Below are 20,493 nucleotides of genomic sequence, written 5' to 3'. Positions count from 1 at the left end.
AGCTATTTTAAAGCAAAAAAGCTCTTTTAAAAGAGCTTTTTGAAACTTAGATCGTTAATTTTTTATTGAGGTCTTCTACAAATTTCTTGAATTGCTTATCTGTAGAAGCAAGATTATCTACCGTTTTGCAAGCGTGTAGCACAGTGGCATGGTCCCGACTTCCTATTTGTGAGCCGATACTGGCTAAGGAAGCTTTTGTAAATTTCTTCGCAAAGAACATGGCCAATTGTCTCGCCTGTACAATGTGTCGCTTTCTGGTTTTAGATTGCAAAGTTTCTACATCCATCTGGAAGTAATCACTTACTACTTTTTGAATGTAATCGATACTTACTTCACGTTTGGTGTTCTTAACGTAATTATCGACGATCTTCTTTGCAAGTTCTAAAGTAACATCCTTTTTGTTGAAAGAAGAGTGAGCGATCAAAGAAATAATTGCTCCTTCTAATTCACGAATATTAGCTTTAATGTTGTTCGCTAAGAACTCAACGATATCTTCAGGCATTTCTACACCATCACGATAAAGTTTATTCTTAATTATTGAAACACGAGTTTCAAAATCTGGATGTTGTAATTCTGCTGAAAGTCCCCACTTAAATCGAGAAAGTAAACGCTGCTCGATATCCTGCATATCTACCGGAGCTTTATCACTGGTAAGAATTACCTGTTTTCCGTTTTGATGCAAGTGGTTAAAGATGTGGAAAAATACATCCTGAGTTCCTGCTTTACCCGATAATAACTGAATGTCATCTACAATTAAAACATCAATGATCTGGTAGAAGTGAATAAAGTCGTTTCGATTATTCTTCTTAACAGATTCGATATACTGCTGAGTAAATTTTTCCGCAGAAATATAAAGAACCGTTTTCTCTGGATATTTGTCTTTTATTTCTACTCCAATGGCGTGTGCCAAATGAGTTTTCCCAAGACCAACGCCTCCAAAAATAAGAAGCGGATTAAAAGATGTTCCTCCCGGTTTGTTTGCTACCGCTAAACCAGCAGATCTGGCTAATCGGTTAGAGTCTCCTTCAAGGAAATTCTCGAAGTTATAACTAGGATTTAATTGAGATTCGATCTTTACATTTCTAATCCCCGGAATCACAAAAGGATTCTTTAATTCAGGGTTTTTATTCTTCACGGGAACATCTACTTCCTGTGAAGTCATATTAGCTCTTTGTGTACTGGGAATCTTTTCGGTAAAAGGTAACTTGTTACCGTAGGTGTTTTCCATCTTTATAACGTACACCAATTTTGCTTTCTCCCCAAGCTCGCGGGTTAAGCTAACTTTTAAAAGTTTAACATAGTGTTCTTCCAACCACTCGTAGAAAAACTTAGACGGTACCTGTATGCTTAATGCACAATCGGTAAGCTTTACTGCTTGTATTGGCTCGAACCAGGTTTTATAAGCCTGTGGCGAAATGTTATCTTTTATAAAAGCTAGACAGCTATTCCAAACTGATTGCGCAGTTTTCGACATGCTACGTGTGACGTTATTTATTGGTTATTAGATTGTTCGATTTAACTCCTGATAAGAGTGCTCCTTTCCAAAAGAAGGGCAACAAAGATGTGAACAAAATATGTAAAAAAAAAACCGTTTTGGTATTGAATTTTTGGAATATTTTACTCATACTTATAATGAATCGAAACTCAAAATTTATTTTATTTCCAAGCCTTAAAATTCGTCAATGAGAGACCATGTATCAATACTTAAAGTACGATATGCAGAAACAGACCAAATGGGTGTTGTGCATCACGGCAATTATGCTCAGTATCTTGAAATTGCCCGAATTGAGTGGCTTGAAAAAATTGGTATCTCGTATAAAAGTATGGAAAAAAATGGGATTATGCTACCAGTTTATGAAATGAATTTTAAGTTTAAGAAATCAGCATTTTTTGACGATGAATTGAAGATAATTACCAGTTTGCGGCAGACTCCAGATGTTAAAATCATATTCGATTATAAAATTTATAATCAGGAGGAAGAATTGTTAACAACTGCCAACACAACCTTGGTTTTTATGGATGCCGAAACACGACGCCCAATGCGATGTCCTGAATATGTTTTGGAAAAACTTTAGAAGCTAGAACTTAAACCGATTTGCTTTCAATTTTCGACTCTAGACTTTTTATTTTGAATTTTAAATGTTGGATTTTGAATGAAAATTTTTAGAAGTCATCTCGACCTTGTGGAGAGATCTTTTAGAGTTTGAGATTACAATGAAGGAAATAGAGAAGAAACTTTTTTATTCCGAATTTGGATTGCAGACAAAAAGAATAGCTTAGATTGCTGATTGCTGATTGCTGATTGCTGATTGCTGATTGCTGATTGCTGATTGCTGATTGCTGATTGCTGATTGCTACTGAATTTATTAACTCTCAACTCTTTTTATTTCCACCTTATAAGTAGTGTCGAATTTATCGAAAATCGCTTCGGCTTCTTTTTTCCTTACCGATAAATAGATCTTGCAGTCTAACTCAAGCTTTTGTTCGATAATATTTAGATTGTTTTCTTTGATGAGGCGCATTACGATATTCATTTCAGGATAATCAAAATGAACTTCAAAAATTTCGTCGATCGTACGCTTAACGATATTCGAATTTTCCAGCGCCATTTGCGCTGCAGTTTTATAAGCGTTTATTAGTCCGCCTACACCTAATTTTACACCACCAAAATATCTAACAACCACAATTAAAATATTGGTGACTTCAAACGACTGAATTTGTCCATAAATTGGCATCCCGGCCGAATTTGATGGTTCGCCATCGTCGTTAGCACGATAATAAATATCCTGTTCTTCCTTTCCTGTTTGCCAGGCATAACACCAGTGCCTTGCTTTATGATGTTTCGATCTTAATTCTTCCAGGTAAAGATTGGCTTCTTCTTCATTTTTAATAGGAAAAGCATAGCCAAAAAACTTCGAATTTCGGTCTTTAAATAAAACTTCTTCAGATGCTTTGGTTATGGTTTTGTAGGTGTCCTTCATTTTGGCAAACTAAGGAATTTTAACGAAAACCGCTTTTAAGAGAATAATTCTTTCTTGGTTGTAAATAGATCGATCACATCTTCTCGCGTAGGTTCCAAATTCCAAACATTGATTCCTAAAGCTGCCGCAGCATCGGTATTTTCCTTGGTGTCGTCTATAAAAAGACACTCTTCGGGCTTTAAATCATGCTGCTTAAGCACATATTCGTAGATATTGGCGTCTGGTTTCCTGAAATTGATCTCGTAAGACAAATAAAAAGCATCAAAACATTGCTGAAATTCGTTAAAAAACGACACATTTTCTTTTACCCAATCAATATGAATTTCATTGGTGTTACTCAATAGTAAAAGCTGATAATCTTTCTCTGCAGCCAGTTTCTTTATAAATTCTAATCGATATTCGGGAAAATCTACCAAAATAGCGTTCCAGGCATCAAGAAATTGGTCTTTTTCGACCGTACTGAACTCCTTTTTATAGCTGTTGAAGAATTCTTCAGAAGAAATTAGACCTTTTTCATATTCCTGATTGATAGCAACGATCGATTCTGGTAAATTTTTAATGCCGAATTTCTCTAATTGAGCCGGCGTAGCCGATTTGTCAAGATTGATAAAAATATCGCCAAAATCGAAAATTATGGTTTTAATCATTTAAATAGGTCTTTAAAATATTGTCTTCTATTTTTTCTTCGGAAATTAATTTTCCCTGAAACTTTGGAGCTAAAATTCCTTCTTTAAGCTGAACATTTCCGGTAAAAACCCGGGCTTCATCCCATAATTCAGCATCGATAAAACTTTGAAGCGTTTGCAAGCCACCTTCAATAATAACCGATTGTAAATTTTCCTGAAATAAGATTTTTCCAATTTGTTCAGGTAAATTTTCAGTAAAATCAGCTTGCCGATATTCGATGTTTTTAGCCTCTTTTTTTGGAATACTTTCAGCAATAACAATCGTTTTTATGCTTCCATCGAAAATAGCAGAATCTGCCGGGATTTTGCCAGAGCGGTCGATTACCACCCGCACGGGATTGTTTCCTGCGTGTAATCTGGTGTTCAGTTTTGGATTATCGTCGATCGCGGTTTTTGTACCTACTAAAATAGATTGTTCTTCAGCTCGCCATTTATGCACTAATTGCTTCGAGTTGCGATTACTTATCCAAACGGGAGCACGATCTTCACGTTTAAACGGAGCGATAAAACCGTCTTCAGTTTGCGCCCATTTCAATATAATATAAGGACGCTTTTTATTGTGAAAAGTGAAAAATCGCTTGTTTAGATCCTGCGCTTCTTTTTCTAATACACCAAGCATCACATCGCAACCGGCTTCCATTAATTTTTTAATGCCTCGTCCGGCAACTTCAGCAAAAGGATCTACCGTGGCAACCACCACTTTTTTAATGCCTTTGGCGATGATAAGGTCACTGCAAGGCGGCGTTTTTCCAAAATGGCTGCAAGGTTCTAAACTTACATAAATGGTCGATTTCTTTAAAAGCTCTGGATCTTTAACCGAATTTACCGCATTTACCTCGGCATGTGGCTCACCTGCTTTTTGATGCCAGCCTTCGCCAATGATCTTGTCTTCGTAAACAATAACGCTACCTACCATGGGATTTGGATAGGTGCTTCCCAGCCCGTTTTCGGCCAGTTGCAAACAGCGTTTTATATATTTTTCGTGTATATTCACAGCCACAAAAATAGGATTAATTAGTCAGAATGAGCATGCTTAAAATTAGGGAAATTCAGCTGCAAGACAATCAGCAGGTTAAAAAAGTTATCCAGGAAGTTTTAGTAGAATTAGGTGTTCCAAAAGTTGGAACTGCATACGAGGATAAAGCTTTGGAGGATATGACTGCCGAATACGATGCGGAACGTAAAGCATATTTTGTGATCGAAGAAGATAGTAAGATCATTGGTTGTTGCGGGATTGGCCCGTTACCCGGATTCGAAACCGAAATTTGCGAATTACAAAAGATGTATTTTTTACCTGAAGCTCGCGGAAAAGGTCTTGGCGCCCAAATGATGGATACCTGTTTAAAATTTGCCAAAAGTCAGGATTATAAAAAATGCTATATTGAGACTTTACCCTACATGAAAGATGCCTGTAAATTATATAAGAAAACCGGTTTTGAGGAATTAGAAAAACCGCTTGGCAATACTGGACATTATAATTGTACGGTTTGGATGATAAAAGAACTGTAGTTGAAAATTAGATGTTAGATAGCTTCGCTGTTAGAGTTTAGATTTGAGAAAATAGAAAATAGAATAGAGAGAAGAGACTTTATTTTATTTTGAATTTTAAATGTTGAATTTTGAATGAAGAAAATAGAGAAGAAACTTTTTTTCTGAATCTGATTCGCGAAAAAAGAATTGCTTATTATGCTGAATGCTAAAAGCTAAAAAACTGTAAACTAAAACAATGACCATCACTCAACTTAAACGTAAATTCTTAGAAGATCTTGGTGATAACTACCCAAAGGAGGAAATTCTGTCCTTTTTTAATTTGTTGGCAGCGCATATTTTAGAATTGAGTAGGTTGCAGATGGCTTTAGAACCTAACAAAAAATTAAGTGAAGCTGAAATTAACGAATTTGGGCAGGCTTTAGAAAAACTCGCTTCTTTTGAACCTATTCAATATATCATAGGGGAAACCGAATTTTTTAGTCTGAATTTTAAAGTTGCACCCGGAGTTTTAATTCCGCGACCAGAAACCGAAGAATTGGTGCAATGGATCTTAGATGAGGTTTCGCTTCAGCAAAAATCAAGTTTAAAGATTTTGGATATCGGAACGGGTAGTGGCTGTATCCCGATCAGCATAAAAAAACACTTGCCAAAAGCTCAAATTTCAGCAATAGATATTTCAGAAGAAGCCTTAGAAATCGCCAATCTTAATGCGGAACAAAACGAAGTTTCAGTAGAATTTATACAACAGGATATTCTTTCCGCAGAAAAACTTCCGCAGCAATTTGATATTATTGTTTCAAATCCGCCGTATGTTCGCGAATTAGAAAAAGCCGAAATGCATCAAAATGTGTTACAGTATGAGCCGGAAACTGCACTTTATGTAAAAGACGAAAATCCTTTACTTTTCTATAAGAAAATCACGAAATTAGCACAAGAAGGGCTTGCCAAAAATGGTTTGTTATTTTTTGAAATTAACCAATACCTGGGCGAAGAAACAAAAGCTATGGTCCAAGATCATGGTTTTGATGCTAAGCTTCGAAAGGATATGTTTGGAAATTTTAGAATGCTAAAAGCCCAAAAACGCTAAAAAAATCTGCTATTTTGGAAGAAAATAACCTACAGAATTCTCTAAAAAGTATTGCTGTTTTTTGTGCCAGCAGCGATGGGATCGATTCAGAAATTATAGAAACCTCTAAAAAATTGGGCTCGTTTTTGGCCAAAAACGATATTCGTTTGATCTACGGTGGTAGTAAACGCGGACTTATGGGCCATGTGGCAGCCGGAGTTCAGGAAAACGGAGGTGAAGTGACCGGCGTAATCCCAGAATTCCTAAAAATCAAAGAAGTGGTGCATACCAATTTGGATGAATTGATCACGACGCAGGATATGCACGAGCGTAAACTTACGATGCATCGTTTAAGTGATGGCTTTATCACCCTTCCGGGAGGTTTTGGAACTTTTGAAGAGCTTTTTGAAATTGTTACCTGGGCGCAGTTGTGCTTGCATCAAAAACCCATTGGATTGCTGAATATTGATGGTTTTTACGATGATTTGATCAGTATGCTTCGTAAAATGGTAGATAAAGGCCTGCTGAAAAAAGAGAATTTCGATTTGCTGATCATTGCTGAAACTATCGAAGAATTGTACGAAAAAATGAAGTTTTTTAAACCACTCCCCACACCAAAGTGGATTACTAAAAATCAGACGTAGGTAGTAGATCTTTAATATCTATATAATTTTCGGAGTTGTCGAGAGTTGCATTTTTTGTCATCTCGACCCTGCCTCGCCGGCAGGCAGGCGAAGTGGAGAGATCTTTTCATGTGAAATAATAATCAGGAGTCAGGAAAATAGAAATATCGAATCCTGTGAAAGGCTGATCGCTGACGGCTAAAAGCTGAAAATATTAAAAACCACTTTAACCAAAATTACCAATTGTCCAATTCTTAATAAACCAATATTTTATTAGGTTTGGAAACTAAACTTATCAGAAGAAAGAATACGATCATTTTTTAATGATTCTCTATTTATAAAAGCACATGGAAATCGAGAAGAAAATTACCGCGCTTCGGGAAGAATTGCAGCATCATAATTATCAGTATTACGTTTTGGATAATCCTGAAATTAGTGATTATGATTTTGATATGAAGCTGAAAGAGCTTCAGGAATTAGAAGAAAAGCATCCCGAATTTAACGATCCTAACTCGCCAACGCAGCGTGTAGGTGGCGCGGTAACCAAGAATTTTGCGACGATTGTGCACGAATATCGTATGTATTCGCTTTCTAACTCGTATTCTAAAGAAGAATTGCAAGATTGGGAAACGCGTATCCGCAAGTTGGTGGATGGCGATATAAAATATACCTGTGAATTAAAGTACGATGGCGCTTCGATGAGCCTTACTTACGAGAAAGGAGAACTGGTGCAGGCGGTAACTCGTGGTGATGGTTTTCAGGGCGATGATGTGACTAATAATGTGAAAACCATTCGATCTGTGCCTTTGAAATTGCGAGGTGATTATCCCGAGAAATTTCATATTCGTGGAGAGATCGTATTACCATTCGAAGGTTTTGCGAAATTGAACGCCGAGCGTGTTGAAAATGGAGAAGAACCTTATGCAAATCCTCGTAATACGGCTTCAGGAAGTTTGAAATTACAAGATAGTGCTGAGGTTTCTAAGCGACCTTTAGATTGTTTGCTTTACAATATTGCAGGCGAAAATCTTCCAATTTCGTCTCAGTATGAAAGTTTAGAAAAAGCTCGTGATTGGGGCTTTAAAGTTCCGGCAGAAAGTGAATTGAAAAATAATATCGACGAGGTTTTAGAATATATCAATTATTGGGATATTCATCGCCACGATCTGCCTTACGAGACAGATGGCGTGGTGGTAAAGGTGAACGATTTTAGCCAGCAGGAAGAATTAGGTTATACGGCAAAATCGCCACGTTGGGCGATGGCTTATAAATTTAAAGCCGAGCAGGAAACAACTAAGCTGAATAAGATCACTTACCAGGTTGGCCGAACGGGAGCGATCACTCCGGTGGCGAATTTAGAACCCGTGCAATTGGCGGGAACTATTGTAAAGCGTGCTTCCTTGCATAATGCAGATCAAATTGAAAAGCTCGATATTCGTGAAGGCGATAAGGTGTTTGTTGAAAAAGGAGGTGAAATTATTCCTAAAATTGTTGGCGTAGATTTTAAGCAGCGTGATCAAGAATCGCAGCCTACAATTTACGCAACGCATTGTCCGGAGTGCGGAACTGAATTAGAGCGAAATGAAGGCGAAGCGCAGCATTTTTGCCCAAATTACGTTGGGTGCCCACCGCAAATTATTGGCCGAATGGAGCATTTTGTTTCCAGAAAGGCCATGGACATCGACGGATTAGGGAAAGGAACGATCGAAATTCTATATTATAACGGAATAATTAATAATTACTCCGATTTCTATTATCTCACTTACGATGATATTATTGGGCAGGAACGTTGGTTGGATAACGAGGAAGCCGGAATCAAAAAAGAAGGAGAGCTTCAGGTAAAATTAGGTCAGGCGATTTATGCTTTGAGCCAGGGTTGGGGAAGTATTACGCGAGCAGATTCAGAAAAAATAGGAGCCGAAATTGTACAATTAGAGGAACTTTTTAGTTTGAATATTGCTGAAGTTGAAGCTGTTGACGAAAAGAAATTTAAGCGTTTTCTGAATGAATTGAATTCCGCCATGCAGCGCGTAGATGTTTCAGCCTATACTTCTATGGAAGATTGTGTTTCGGTGAATTTATTGATCGATCTTAAATTTCCAGACCATCAGGAAAACCAGCCGGCGAAAGAAGCGCTTAAAAATGCCGATTATATCGATGAATTACTTCGGAATGAAAGCTTTCAGCATTACCCGAAATTCGACGATTTTATCACTAAAATTTCAGATCGAAGCCGAATTAGTATTCAGAAGAAGACCACAGAAAATATATTGAATTCCGTAGAGGAATCTAAAAAAAGAACTTTCGATAAAGTCTTGTTTGCTTTGGGAATTCGAGATGTTGGAGAAGTAAGTGCGCGAAAAATAGCCGAACATTTTGGGAATATCGACAAACTGATGGAAGCGAGTGTAGAAGAACTTATCGAGCTTCGCGATGTTGGCGAGCGTGTGGCGGCAAGTATTACCGAGTTTTTTACGGATGAAGAAAATCTGAAGATTGTAAATCGTTTACGTGAAAAAGATTTACAGTTCGAAATGGAAGAAAAAGAAACTGCTTCGAACAAGTTAGAAGGACTGAGTTTTGTGGTTTCCGGAACCTTTTCTATTTCTAGAAATGAGCTTAAAAAACATATTGAAGAGAACGGCGGAAAGAATTTAGGTTCTTTATCTAAAAGCACTTCTTATCTTATAGTTGGTGAAAAAATGGGGCCAAGTAAAAAGGTGAAAGCTGAAAAAGAAGGAATCAAAATGATAAGTGAAAAAGAATTTTTTAAAATGATCGAATGATTGAAGATTTTGTAGCTTTTGATTTTGAAACCGCCAGTGGAAAAAATCCTTGTTCACTTGGAATGGTGGAATATAAAAATGGTAAAAAATATCGCGAATTTTACGAATTAATAAATCCTGAAGTCGCCTATTTTAATCCGTTTGCGGTACAAATTCATGGAATTAGGTATGAAGATGTTCAGCACGAAAAGAATTTTGCTGAGCGATGGGAAGAGATGATTCCTTTTATTGAAGGAAAGACTTTAGTGGCGCATAATGCGAAATTCGATAATTCTGTGCTACTTTATTCTTTGCAGCGCTACGGAATAGAATTGCCACAGTTTAATAGTTTTTGCACGCTGCAACGCGCCAGAAAACTGTTAAGATTACCAAGTTATAAACTTAGTTCCTTAGCTAACTTTTTTGAAGTTCCGCAGTTTCACCATCACAATGCTTTAGAAGATGCTTTTGTTTGTGGCGAATTGTTTTTAAAACTTAATAGGGTAGAGCAAGAACTAGAATTGCAGCAGGAGCATGGCGTAGAATTTCCGTCCAGTTATTTAGATTGGATTGCAGAAAAGCAAGGCCAAAACGTGCAAATTCGGCGTAAAGCTTTGGCAAGTTTTAGTCAGCTATTTGGAGGTATACGATTTGTGATTTCTGGGAATTTTCAGAATTTCTCGAGAACTGAAATGCAAAAGATCATAACCCAGAATGGTGGTCGGGTGACTGGATCTGTTTCAGGATTAACGAATTATCTGGTTTGCGGCACAGAACCGGGCCAGGCAAAACTCGGTAAAGCAAGATCTACTGGAACTAAGGTGCTTTCAGAAAATGAGTTTTTAAAGATCCTTCAGGTTTTGTGATATTCGATATTTTAAGCTTTAGTTTTTAAACCTTTACAGTTTCTTCTTCAATTTTATAAGCACAACGGCGTGCACCGGCCAAAATGTGATTTACTCTTTTAATTTGAATATTTTCACCAAGAACTTTCTTAAAAGTGTTTAGTTCAGATTTGCAGAATCCCTGGCAGGTTTTTGCAGCTTCACAAATTGGGCAGTGATTTTCGATAAGCATAAAACTACCATCTTCCTCTTTTTCAAACCTTGCCATATAGCCTTCCTTGGTACGAATTTCAGCCAATTGCTCCAACTTATTTTCCAGGCTATCTGTGCTATCAATATTTTTTTTATATCGAAGAATGTTATCTTCCCCAGCGGCAAAAATGATCTGGTTAAGCGCCTCTTCACCAAGGTTTTGTTTGATTTTTTCTATTAACTTTACGGTAAGACCAGAATGCGTGTCAGGAAAACGTGCATGACCTTTTGCGGTAAGTGACCAAACCTGTTGAGGTCTACCGCGACCTTTAGATCTACTTTCAGATTTTACAAACCCCTCATTAGATAATTTTAGAAGCTGAAAACGAGCACCTTCCGTAGTGACTTTAAGTTCCTGCGCCAATTCTTTAATCGTCTGTTCTCCTTTATTTTTAAGTATCGAAACCGCTCTTTCGTTATCTGAAATATTATTTTCCATAATAAACAAAGTAATTATTTGGTTTATTAATCAAAAGTACTACATTTGTAGTGTAATAAAAAGTTTAATTTTTAAAACTACAAAGATATGAGTTACGAATTGCCAAAATTACCATACGCGTATGATGCTTTAGAACCTCACATTGATGCAACAACTATGGAAATTCACCATACAAAACACCACAATGGTTATACTGCTAAATTAAATGCAGCTTTAGAAGATGCAGGATTAGCTGATAAAGATTTAGAAAGTCTTTTTGCTAATATATCTGAACAATCTAAAGGAATTAGAAACAATGGCGGGGGTTATTTTAATCACAATTTGTTTTGGACAATTTTGAGTCCGAATGGTGGTGGCCAGCCAACTGGAGAAGTAGCAAAAGCCATTACCGATGCTTACGGTTCTTTTGAAGCGTTTAAAGAAGCTTTTGATAATGCTGCAGCTACACGTTTTGGTTCTGGATGGGCATGGCTAATCGTAGGTGAAGATAACAAAGTAAAAGTAACTTCTACTCCTAATCAAGACAATCCATTAATGGATGTTGCTGATGATAAAGGAACTCCAATTTTAGGATTAGACGTTTGGGAGCATGCTTACTATTTAAACTATCAAAATAAGCGACCTGAGTATATTGGTGCGTTCTGGAATCTTGTAAACTGGGACGAAGTAGAGAAGCGTTACCAGGCAGCTAAAAAATAATTTTTCTTACCATTCCAACTGCTAGATCCGGTGAGTTTTATTGCCGGGTTTAGCTCTTTTTAACTTCCGAAAAACATTTTAATCAAAAAACATCTCGGTTTTTTGACAGCCACTCCTATGTGTTTTTCGAATCAAAATACCTTACAGACATGCAAAATTATCACAAGGGGATAAGGATTATGGTGATAATCCTTTTTGGAGGTTTATTGTCTTCATGTAAAAATGAAAGCAGCCAGAACATGGTGCAGGCTGCTCCGCAATATCCGGTTTTAAAAATTACAGAAGCGCCAACTTCACTTCAGCGAAAATATCCTGCGGTTATTCAGGGGGAAGAAGATATTGAAATTCGTCCCAGAATCGATGGCTATTTACAGAAGATCTATGTTGAAGAAGGAAGCCGAGTAAAAAAGGGAGATCTTCTCTTTAAAATTGATGCTCCGCAGTATAACGAAGTGGTAAAAGCCGCACAATCTGCCGTTAAAAATGCCGAATTAAAAGTGCAAAAAGCTACTCCGCTTGTAGAAGAAGGCATTATAAATCAATACGAATTAGATGCTGCCAAACTTGATCTTGCAGCACAAAGAGCTTCTTTAGCTCAGGCCCAGGCCAATCAGGGATATACGTTTATTAAAAGTCCGGTTGATGGGGTTGTTGGAGCAATTCCGTATCGTACCGGAAGTTTGGTGAGTCCGCAAGTGGTAGCGCCGTTAACCGTAGTTTCTGATATCGATAATGTAAAAGTTTATTTTTCTATGGACGAAAAAGAATACTTAGAATTTTATGCAGATCACGAAGGAAACTCGGTTGATGATAAACTGAAATCTTTCCGTAAAGTGAAGCTTCAGCTTTCAGACGGTAGCATTTTAGAAAGTGAAGGTGAGATTACAGCGATTGGTGGATTATTAAATCAGCAAACAGGATCGGCTAGACTTACGGCTGTTTTTCCAAATGCCAATCAAAGAATACGTAGTGGTGGTAGTGGAAAAATCCTTATTCCGCAGGCATTCTCTTCAGCAATAATGGTTCCGCAGAAATCAACTTTCGAACTTCAGGATAAACGAATGGTCTATAAAGTAAAAGACGATCGCGTTTTTACTTCAGAAATTAAAACGATGCCAACCACTGTAGACAACAAATTTGTGGTAACCGAAGGACTTTCAGAAGGAGATATCATCGTTTTTGAAGGCGCAGGAACACTTCGCGACAGCCTTCAAATTAAACCGAATATCATTACCCAGTAAATTATTTGAAATACGATTAAGTGTTTGATTGCTATGTTTTTACATAGTCGATCCTGGATGCTTATTGTCTTAAATTAAAAAATATGTTACAAAAATTTATAAGTAAACCAGTGCTTTCTACGGTGATATCGATCATCATCGTGATCCTGGGATTGCTGGGATTGTTTACCCTTCCTATCTCGCAATATCCAGACATTGCACCGCCTACGGTAGAAGTGACTGCTTCTTATCAGGGAGCGAATGCAGACGTGGTTAGAAATAGTGTTTTGATCCCGTTAGAAGAACAAATTAATGGGGTAGAAAATATGCAATATATGACCTCTACCGCGGGTAACGATGGTAGCGCGACGATCACGATCTATTTCGATTTGGGTACAGATCCAGATTTGGCTGCGATGAACGTTCAGAACCGGGTAAATAAAGCCAATAGTTTATTGCCAGAAGAGGTGATTAGAGCGGGAGTTTCTACCAGTAAAAAGCAAACTAGTTTAGTGTATATTTTTAGTTTGCACAGTACCAAAGATACTTACGATCAAAACTTTTTGCAGAATTATGTAAATCTTAATATCCTACCAAAATTAAAACGTGTAAACGGAATTGGCGATGCATTTATCTATGGGGCTCGTGATTACTCGATGCGAATTTGGCTGAAGCCAGATGCGATGGCTTCTTATGGTTTAGTACCTAATGATGTGATTGCTAAATTACGCCAGCAAAACATTGAAGCGGCTCCGGGTAAATTTGGTGTGAATGGAGACCAAGCTTTTCAATATACCATCAAATATAAAGGACGATTACAAACCGCATCAGAGTTTGGGAATATCATTATACGAGCCGATAAAGATGGGCATATTTTACGGTTAGACGATATCGCAAAAGTAGAACTTGGCGCTTTAAGTTATGGGAGTAGCACCACAACTCAGGGTTATCCAAGTACATCTATCGCAGTGAGCCAAACGGCAGGTTCTAATGCCTATGAATTGATCAACGAATGCCAGCGCATTATTGAAGAAAGTTCTAAAGATTTTCCTTCAGGAATTGAATATTCACCGTTTTTGAATGCTAACGAGTTTTTAAATGCTTCCATAGAAAAAGTAGAGCACACACTTATCGAAGCCTTTATTCTGGTATTTATCGTGGTGTTTATCTTTTTACAGGATTTTAGATCTACGTTAATTCCGGCGATCTCGGTTCCGGTGGCAATTGTGGGAACCTTCTTTTTCCTAAAAGTTTTTGGATTTACGATCAACCTACTTACGCTTTTTGCACTGGTGCTCGCTATTGGTATTGTTGTAGATGATGCAATTGTGGTCGTTGAGGCAGTTCACGCCAAGTTAGATGAAGGAGCAAAATCGGCTAGAAAAGCAACGCTGAGTGCAATGAGCGAAATTAGCAGTGCGATCGTATCGATCACACTTGTGATGGCCGCTGTGTTTGTGCCGGTATCTTTTATTGGTGGTTCAGCTGGAGTTTTTTATAAGCAATTTGGTCTTACACTGGCGATCGCCATTGTGATTTCCGCAGTAAATGCCTTAACGCTGAGTCCGGCTTTGTGTGCAATTTTCTTAAAACCGCACGCAGATCATCAAAAAAAGAAAACCGGAATTCAACGTTTTTATGCAGGATTTAATATTGCCTTTAATGCGATCACCGCAAAATATGTAAAAGGAGTGCAGTTTTTACTGAAAAGAAAATGGCTGGCTTTAGGAAGTATCGCTGTGTTTTCTGTGTTATCGTGGTTTTTGATCAAAAATACACCTACAGGATTTGTTCCTGCGGAAGATAGTAGAGCCATCTTCGGAAATGTGATCTTACCACCTTCAGCATCTTTAGAAAGAACCGAAGCTTTAACCGATCAAATTGATAGTATTATTAGAACGGTTCCTGAAGTTGAATCTTCAACCAGAATGGCAGGGCAGGATCTAATTAGTGGTGCCGGCGGTTCTTATGGTGCATTCTTTATTCGTTTAAAAGATTGGGAAGAACGTGCTGGTGAAGGCCAGGATATCGAGAGTGTGGTGAACAATTTATTCTATAAGACTTCAGGAATAAAAGGAGCGAATATCATTTTCTTTGCAGCGCCTACGCTTCAGGGATTTGGAAACACCAATGGATTTGAGTTCAATCTTCAGGATAGAACAGCAAACGATATGGATCAGTTTAGCGGTGTGGTGCAAAATTATCTGGGAGCGATAAATCAACGTCCCGAGATCTTATACGCGACCACTTCGTTTAATAACAATTTCCCGCAGTTTGAGCTGGAAGTTGATATCGCTAAATGCGAAATGGCAGGGATCACGCCAGATCAGGTTTTGGCCGTGATGCAAGGATATTATGGCGGAATTTACGCTTCAGATTTTAACCGATTTAATAAGCAATATCGCGTTATGGTCCAATCTGATCCTGTATTTAGTGCCAAGCCAGAAGATCTTCACGCAGTGATGGTAAAAACCGTTCAGGGAGAAATGGTACCCATTACGCAGTTTGTAACGCTTAAAAAAGTCTATGGTTCTGAATTTATTAGACGGTTCAACCTGTATACTTCAGCAAATGTAACGGGTGTTCCGGCGCCGGGTTACAGTTCGGGTGATGCGGTAAAAGCGATTCAGGAAGTTGCCGATGAGAATCTGCCAAAACAATTTGGATACGAATTTGCCGGTTTAAGTAGGGAAGAGGTAAGCAGCGGTAGCCAGACGGTTTACATTTTTATACTTTGTCTGGTATTTGTGTACTTTTTACTGGCTGCGCAATACGAGAGCTATATTCTGCCATTTTCGGTATTGTTGCCTTTACCTTTCGGACTTTCAGGAGCCTTTTTATTCGCCAAATTATTCGGGATCGATAATAATATTTTCCTTCAGATCAGTTTGATAATGCTTATTGGTCTGCTTGCAAAAAACTCGATCCTAATTGTCGAATTTGCCCTTATGCACCGTAAAAATGGTGAAAGCTTGTTTACCTCGGCAGTAGAAGGAGCACGCGCACGTTTACGACCTATTTTAATGACTTCGTTTGCTTTTATTTTCGGATTAGTGCCGTTAATGCTAGCCTCGGGAGCAGGAGCAGTGAGTAACCGATCTATCGGTACCGCCGCAGTTGGCGGAATGCTAACAGGGACTTTGTTTGGAATTTTTGTGATCCCGGCGCTCTTTATGCTCTTCCAGTCTTTACAGGAAAAAGTAAGTGGTAAGCCTGCAAATAATGAAGAATAAATTTAATGTTATGAGATCTAATACCATTTATATATACGCCTTCAGTCTTAGTTTTCTTTTGGTTTCCTGTGGAGTAACCAAAGATTACGAAAAACCGGAAACAGATACCGAAGCACTTTTCAGAAAAGAAAAAACTGCTGAAGTTGAAGTGTCAGAAGCACCTTTGATGCAGTGGGATCAATTCTTTGCAGACCCTTATCTGCTGAACTATATCGAAGAAGGTTTAACTGAAAATTATAGTCTTAAGAATGCGATACAGCGTGTAAACAGTGCTAATGCGTTGCTGAAACAAAGTAAAAAAGCATTCTTGCCCAGTTTGGAAGGAAATGCATCTGTAGCTAAATCTCGATTATCTTACACGCAGGGATTTGGTTTTATTAAAGATGTAACGCAATACGACCTTGGGATTTCGACTTCCTGGGAAGCTGATGTTTGGGGAAAATTGAGTAGTGCTAAACGTGCCAGTTTAGCTGCGCTTTTGCAAACTCAGGCTTCTAAACAAGCGATAGAATCACAGCTCGTAGCCAACATTGCAATAAATTATTATCAATTAATAGCGCTGGATAAGCAACTGAAAACTTTAGAAGAAACTGCGGAAAACCGAAAGTTTTACGTAGCAACGATGAAGAAGCTTAAAAGCTCGAATATGGTTAACGGTGCTGCCGTTGTACAAAGCGAAGCCAATCAATATGAAGCCGAACTTTTAATTCCTGATGTGAAACAGCAAATTAGAGAAATTGAAAATGCGTTGTCGATTTTACTGGCTAGAAAGCCAGGTGAAATTCAGCGTAGCGGTTTTGATGATCTTGCTGAAATGAATATGCCTTCACTTTCGATAGGAAATCCTGCAGATCTAATGGCCAATCGCCCAGATGTGATGCAGGCAGAACTGGAGTATCGTCGTGCGTTCGAATTAACCAATGTTGCCAGAACACAGTTTTATCCTTCCTTTGGTCTTTCAGGAAGTGCCGGGTTTTCGAGTTTTGAGTGGGACGATCTTTTTACTAAAAACATAGGACTTTTTGGGAATATCGCTGCCGGTTTAATGCAGCCGATATTCAATAAAGGGATTAATAAAGCGAATTTAGCAACGGCTAAAGCCGAGCAACAAATCGCCTTTAATAATTTTCAGAACGCTTTGCTGAATGCCGGGAAAGAAGTTTCAGATGCGGTGTTTGCTTTTAAAACGGCAAACTCTAAAATAAGTAAGCGGGCTTTGCAGTTAGAAGCGCTGAACAAGTCGGTTGATTATACCAAGAAGTTACTTCAGTATAATTCGCAAACCAATTATACCGATGTGCTTACGGCCGAGCAAAGTTTGCTGCGTGCCGAGATCAATAATATCAATGATGTTCTGGCCGAAAAACTGGCGCTGATCGATCTTTACAAAGCATTGGGCGGCGGTTGGAATAGCGAGAATGCTGAGATTACTTCCGAAGAAAATAAAAATCAGGTTAAAAATTAACCTATATAAACTTGATGTGGGATGGTAAAATCTTATCACCATATTAACCTTGTTAATGATGCCTCATTTTTGATCAATTCAAAAGAATCAATCTTAGAGGCATCATTAAAAAAGAACGTTCCATTTTGCTGCGAATGTGGGGGCAAAGCCAGGTGTTCTACCTGCAGGATCTTAATTGTGAAAGGCGAAGAAAACCTTTCAGAAATAAATGCTGCGGAAGCAAAACTGCGAACCTATTTCGAGCTTCCTAAAAATGTTCGATTGGCTTGCCAGACATATGTTAAATCGGGTTCAGTAAAAATAAAACGGATTATGAACGATGAGAGTGATTACCCGTTATACCTTAGAAATAAGCTGAATAAAAACGAGAATATTGGTAGAGAATTACGCTTGTGTTTGTTGTTTTTAGATGTTCGGAATTTTACGCCTTTTGCCGAACAGCATCTGGCTTTTGATGTGATTCATATCATACGCAAGCTGTTCTTTAATTTCGAAAAGATCATTCAGCAATTTGAAGGAAAGATCATCGAAACCAATGGAGACGGACTTTACGTTGCTTTTGGATTTGAAAAAACGACCAAAGCCAGTGTTCTCGATACCGTAAACTGTGGTTTTGCGATCCTGAAGGAATTAAAGCGCTTAAATACTGAATATTTTCAGCGCTATTTTAATGAACAGATCGAAGTGGGAATTGGTGCACACCTGGGAAAAGTTGCCACCGGTGATTTGTTGTTGGAAAATAGACCGCATCAAATCGTGATGGGATATGCGGTGAATGTTGCTGCGAGAATTCAGGAATTAACCAAAAAGCTAGACAACAGTTTTGTGATTTCTGAAGCGGTTTATGAACTATTGGATACTCCTCCAGAAGCAGAAGTTTCTAGCGAGAAGATGAAAGGTGTAAAAGAAGCCTTCAGATTGTATAAAATAGGAGAACATTTTCAGTATAAAAAAGAGAAATGAAAAGTTGATTCAGAAGAATTAACCAGTTAAAATGAATGCTATAAAATGAAAGTTTTAATATTTAACGGCACACTTAATAAACCTAATGATACCTCGCAGGAAATTGCGAATTATTTAAAGGAATATTTGCTACAGCTGGGAGCAACACCTGTAATTTTTAATTTATCTGAATATGATATTCCCTTTTTTGAGGAAGATTTTTCAGAAGTTCCAGATTCGGTGACAAAAATGTTGCAAGTTTTTAAAGAATACGACCGGCACATTTGGTTTAGTCCTTTATATCACGGCGGAATGGTTGGTGCGATGAAAAATTGCCTGGACTGGTTAATTTTAAGTTCAAAAGACGAAAATCCATATTTAACGCATAAAATTATTGCGCTCATTTGCTGGGGTTATGGTGCAAACGCTTCAACAGGGATCGATAGTTTAAGAAATATTGTAGCCACTTTGCGTGCGTGGGCATTGCCGTATAGCGTCCCCATTGCAAGAGAATATTTATATGAAGAAGATCGATTTTCGATAATTTATGAAGAGAAATTTCAGCGCATAAGTGAGCTTTTGCTTCAACCAAAAATCAGCATACTATGAAAAATGAAGAAATTTCTAATTATTTAGAGTCGGTAATTAGTGAGATCATTTTATATCCTTCGCTGGGCACGTTGCCGTATACGATTTTAGTTTTTCCTGCTGAAGATGTTCCACAGAAACATAAATTTCAGCAAAATATAACTCATTATGTTGGTTTTTATTTTTGGCATCAGTTTAGTACTGAAGATTTACAGGATTTTTTGACAAACTCTAAAGAGGCCTTGGGATTAGATGAAAGGGATAGGCTTTTTTATATTGAAAAGATGATGAAAAAGTATAAAGATCCAGAAGAATATGAGTTTTGGTTATCAAAACAGGCAGCAATGGCTGTGGGAATTTTTAGCGGAAAAGTGGGCGATAAATTAACGATTAGAATATCAAATCCTGAAGAATTGGCTATTGTTGAATTCGAGAATATTATTCCCAAAAAGCAGGGATTAAGTTTGGTGTCGATGATTTTTGTGGAAACGAATTAGGAATAAGGAAACTTGTTAAAGCATGATGTTATGAGCTTAAGTCAATCGTAAATTTTCTTTAAAAAATGGAATTAGGTATTAAATTATCCTAAATGATTTTTTGAGTAAAGTGCTCCTACTTACATTTGACAGCCCGAAATTTATTTTTCTTAACCTACTTTAAGTTTTGTGGTTCATATAAAATGTCCCATAAACGAGTTAAAATCCCTATGAAATTAAATTATTCAGGTAAACATTTAAAAACTTACCGCATTGTTGATCGTGCAAATCAATTATTGATTAGTCCATTCTTTAAAGCTGAGGTCGACAATTTACTTACCGCTTATTATAGGAGTGAGATTTCAGATAATTTCAAGACCATTTTAGAAACTGATAGGTTAGTTTCAGTAAAAACATTTTTTAATCCATTTTCAAGAAAGAAGATTTTATCAAGATCGAATGCGATCTACGTAAATTCTTTAAGAATAGAAAAATCACATAGAGATGCTTTAGTATCACTTATGCATGGAGTTTTGCAAAAAGCAGATGAGAATAATGCAATCTCAAAAATTCTTGCTTTTGAGAATAAGCAGAAAAAGGAAAATTTCTTCAAGGAATTTGCGGCAATTTCTAAGAATTACATGTAATAATCACTTTTTTATTCGACAAGCTAGGCTAGAAGCTTTCCCTAAGCCGGCTTAGTTTATGGGAATTTACTGAAA

At 37.6% G+C, this 20,493-nt stretch carries 19 protein-coding genes; 14 read left to right on the top strand and 5 right to left on the bottom strand.

Annotated elements, in window-relative coordinates:
* Positions 1–46: 46 nt before the first annotated feature.
* Positions 47–1,474 carry a chromosomal replication initiator protein DnaA gene (dnaA, locus tag BM201_RS13820; RefSeq protein WP_092543612.1) on the bottom strand — a complete coding sequence of 476 codons (1,428 nt, stop codon included), beginning with the start codon at positions 1,472–1,474 and terminating at the stop codon, positions 47–49.
* 208 nt (positions 1,475–1,682) lie between these two features.
* Between dnaA and BM201_RS13810 the strand changes: the two genes are divergently transcribed.
* Positions 1,683–2,075: an acyl-CoA thioesterase gene (locus BM201_RS13810; protein WP_092543608.1), complete on the top strand. Its 393-nt coding sequence runs from the start codon at positions 1,683–1,685 to the stop codon at positions 2,073–2,075.
* 291 nt (positions 2,076–2,366) lie between these two features.
* Here the strand turns inward: BM201_RS13810 and BM201_RS13805 are convergent, their stop codons facing one another.
* The 3 genes from BM201_RS13805 to ribD are packed head-to-tail and all read right to left on the bottom strand — an operon-like array spanning position 2,367 to position 4,661.
* Positions 2,367–2,981: an IMPACT family protein gene (locus BM201_RS13805; protein ID WP_092543606.1), complete on the bottom strand. Its 615-nt coding sequence runs from the start codon at positions 2,979–2,981 to the stop codon at positions 2,367–2,369.
* A 35-nt stretch (positions 2,982–3,016) separates the two neighbouring features.
* On the bottom strand, positions 3,017–3,628 hold the full coding sequence (locus tag BM201_RS13800) for an HAD family hydrolase (RefSeq protein ID WP_084842910.1): 612 nt from the start codon (positions 3,626–3,628) through the stop codon (positions 3,017–3,019).
* A complete protein-coding gene (gene ribD, locus BM201_RS13795; RefSeq protein WP_175487045.1) occupies positions 3,621–4,661 on the bottom strand; it encodes a bifunctional diaminohydroxyphosphoribosylaminopyrimidine deaminase/5-amino-6-(5-phosphoribosylamino)uracil reductase RibD in 1,041 nt (346 codons plus the stop codon). The genes BM201_RS13800 and ribD overlap by 8 nt, the downstream gene beginning before the upstream one ends.
* Before the next feature lie 29 nt (positions 4,662–4,690).
* Here ribD and BM201_RS13790 point away from each other — a divergent pair, with 29 nt between their 5' ends.
* From BM201_RS13790 to BM201_RS13770, 5 genes are all read left to right on the top strand, one after another.
* On the top strand, positions 4,691–5,176 hold the full coding sequence (locus BM201_RS13790; RefSeq protein WP_092543602.1) for a GNAT family N-acetyltransferase: 486 nt from the start codon (positions 4,691–4,693) through the stop codon (positions 5,174–5,176).
* A gap of 217 nt (positions 5,177–5,393) precedes the next feature.
* The gene (prmC, locus tag BM201_RS13785; RefSeq protein WP_092543600.1) at positions 5,394–6,245 is read left to right on the top strand and encodes a peptide chain release factor N(5)-glutamine methyltransferase; all 852 of its coding nucleotides are present in this window, start codon (positions 5,394–5,396) and stop codon (positions 6,243–6,245) included.
* Positions 6,246–6,259: 14 nt separating this feature from the next.
* Entirely contained in the window at positions 6,260–6,868 is a 609-nt protein-coding gene (locus tag BM201_RS13780) for an LOG family protein (protein ID WP_092543598.1), read from the top strand.
* A 326-nt stretch (positions 6,869–7,194) separates the two neighbouring features.
* Positions 7,195–9,633, top strand: coding sequence for an NAD-dependent DNA ligase LigA (gene ligA / locus BM201_RS13775; protein WP_092543596.1), 2,439 nt, complete (start codon positions 7,195–7,197; stop codon positions 9,631–9,633).
* Positions 9,630–10,478: an exonuclease domain-containing protein gene (locus BM201_RS13770; RefSeq protein WP_092543594.1), complete on the top strand. Its 849-nt coding sequence runs from the start codon at positions 9,630–9,632 to the stop codon at positions 10,476–10,478. The genes ligA and BM201_RS13770 overlap by 4 nt, the downstream gene beginning before the upstream one ends.
* 25 nt (positions 10,479–10,503) lie before the next feature.
* Here BM201_RS13770 and BM201_RS13765 read toward each other — a convergent pair whose 3' ends face one another.
* Positions 10,504–11,148 (bottom strand): helix-turn-helix transcriptional regulator, encoded by a 645-nt coding sequence (locus tag BM201_RS13765; RefSeq protein ID WP_092543592.1) that lies wholly within the window; start codon positions 11,146–11,148, stop codon positions 10,504–10,506.
* A gap of 87 nt (positions 11,149–11,235) precedes the next feature.
* Between BM201_RS13765 and BM201_RS13760 the strand changes: the two genes are divergently transcribed.
* The 8 genes from BM201_RS13760 to BM201_RS13725 all read left to right on the top strand — a co-directional run bounded on the left by BM201_RS13760 (position 11,236) and on the right by BM201_RS13725 (position 20,418).
* Entirely contained in the window at positions 11,236–11,847 is a 612-nt protein-coding gene (locus BM201_RS13760; protein ID WP_092543590.1) for a superoxide dismutase, read from the top strand.
* Between the two features lie 149 nt (positions 11,848–11,996).
* The gene (locus BM201_RS13755) at positions 11,997–13,088 is read left to right on the top strand and encodes an efflux RND transporter periplasmic adaptor subunit (RefSeq protein ID WP_092543588.1); all 1,092 of its coding nucleotides are present in this window, start codon (positions 11,997–11,999) and stop codon (positions 13,086–13,088) included.
* A gap of 83 nt (positions 13,089–13,171) precedes the next feature.
* The gene (locus tag BM201_RS13750; protein WP_092543586.1) at positions 13,172–16,300 is read left to right on the top strand and encodes an efflux RND transporter permease subunit; all 3,129 of its coding nucleotides are present in this window, start codon (positions 13,172–13,174) and stop codon (positions 16,298–16,300) included.
* Between the two features lie 10 nt (positions 16,301–16,310).
* A complete protein-coding gene (locus tag BM201_RS13745) occupies positions 16,311–17,765 on the top strand; it encodes an efflux transporter outer membrane subunit (protein ID WP_245758644.1) in 1,455 nt (484 codons plus the stop codon).
* A 21-nt stretch (positions 17,766–17,786) separates the two neighbouring features.
* Complete coding sequence (locus tag BM201_RS13740) at positions 17,787–18,728, top strand: adenylate/guanylate cyclase domain-containing protein (protein WP_092543582.1); 942 nt, start codon at positions 17,787–17,789, stop codon at positions 18,726–18,728.
* A gap of 45 nt (positions 18,729–18,773) precedes the next feature.
* Positions 18,774–19,316 carry an NADPH-dependent FMN reductase gene (locus tag BM201_RS13735; protein ID WP_092543580.1) on the top strand — a complete coding sequence of 181 codons (543 nt, stop codon included), beginning with the start codon at positions 18,774–18,776 and terminating at the stop codon, positions 19,314–19,316.
* On the top strand, positions 19,313–19,792 hold the full coding sequence (locus tag BM201_RS13730) for a hypothetical protein (RefSeq protein ID WP_092543578.1): 480 nt from the start codon (positions 19,313–19,315) through the stop codon (positions 19,790–19,792). Before BM201_RS13735 ends, BM201_RS13730 begins: the two co-directional genes overlap by 4 nt.
* A gap of 209 nt (positions 19,793–20,001) precedes the next feature.
* Complete coding sequence (locus tag BM201_RS13725) at positions 20,002–20,418, top strand: hypothetical protein (protein ID WP_139219237.1); 417 nt, start codon at positions 20,002–20,004, stop codon at positions 20,416–20,418.
* The last annotated feature ends 75 nt before the right edge of the window (positions 20,419–20,493 follow it).

Source organism: Zunongwangia mangrovi (assembly GCF_900112105.1).
GTDB classification, from domain to species: Bacteria; Bacteroidota; Bacteroidia; order Flavobacteriales; family Flavobacteriaceae; genus Zunongwangia; species Zunongwangia mangrovi.
The sequence above is the reverse complement of the archived record's forward strand: the minus strand, read 5'-3'. Positions and strand labels throughout refer to the sequence as shown.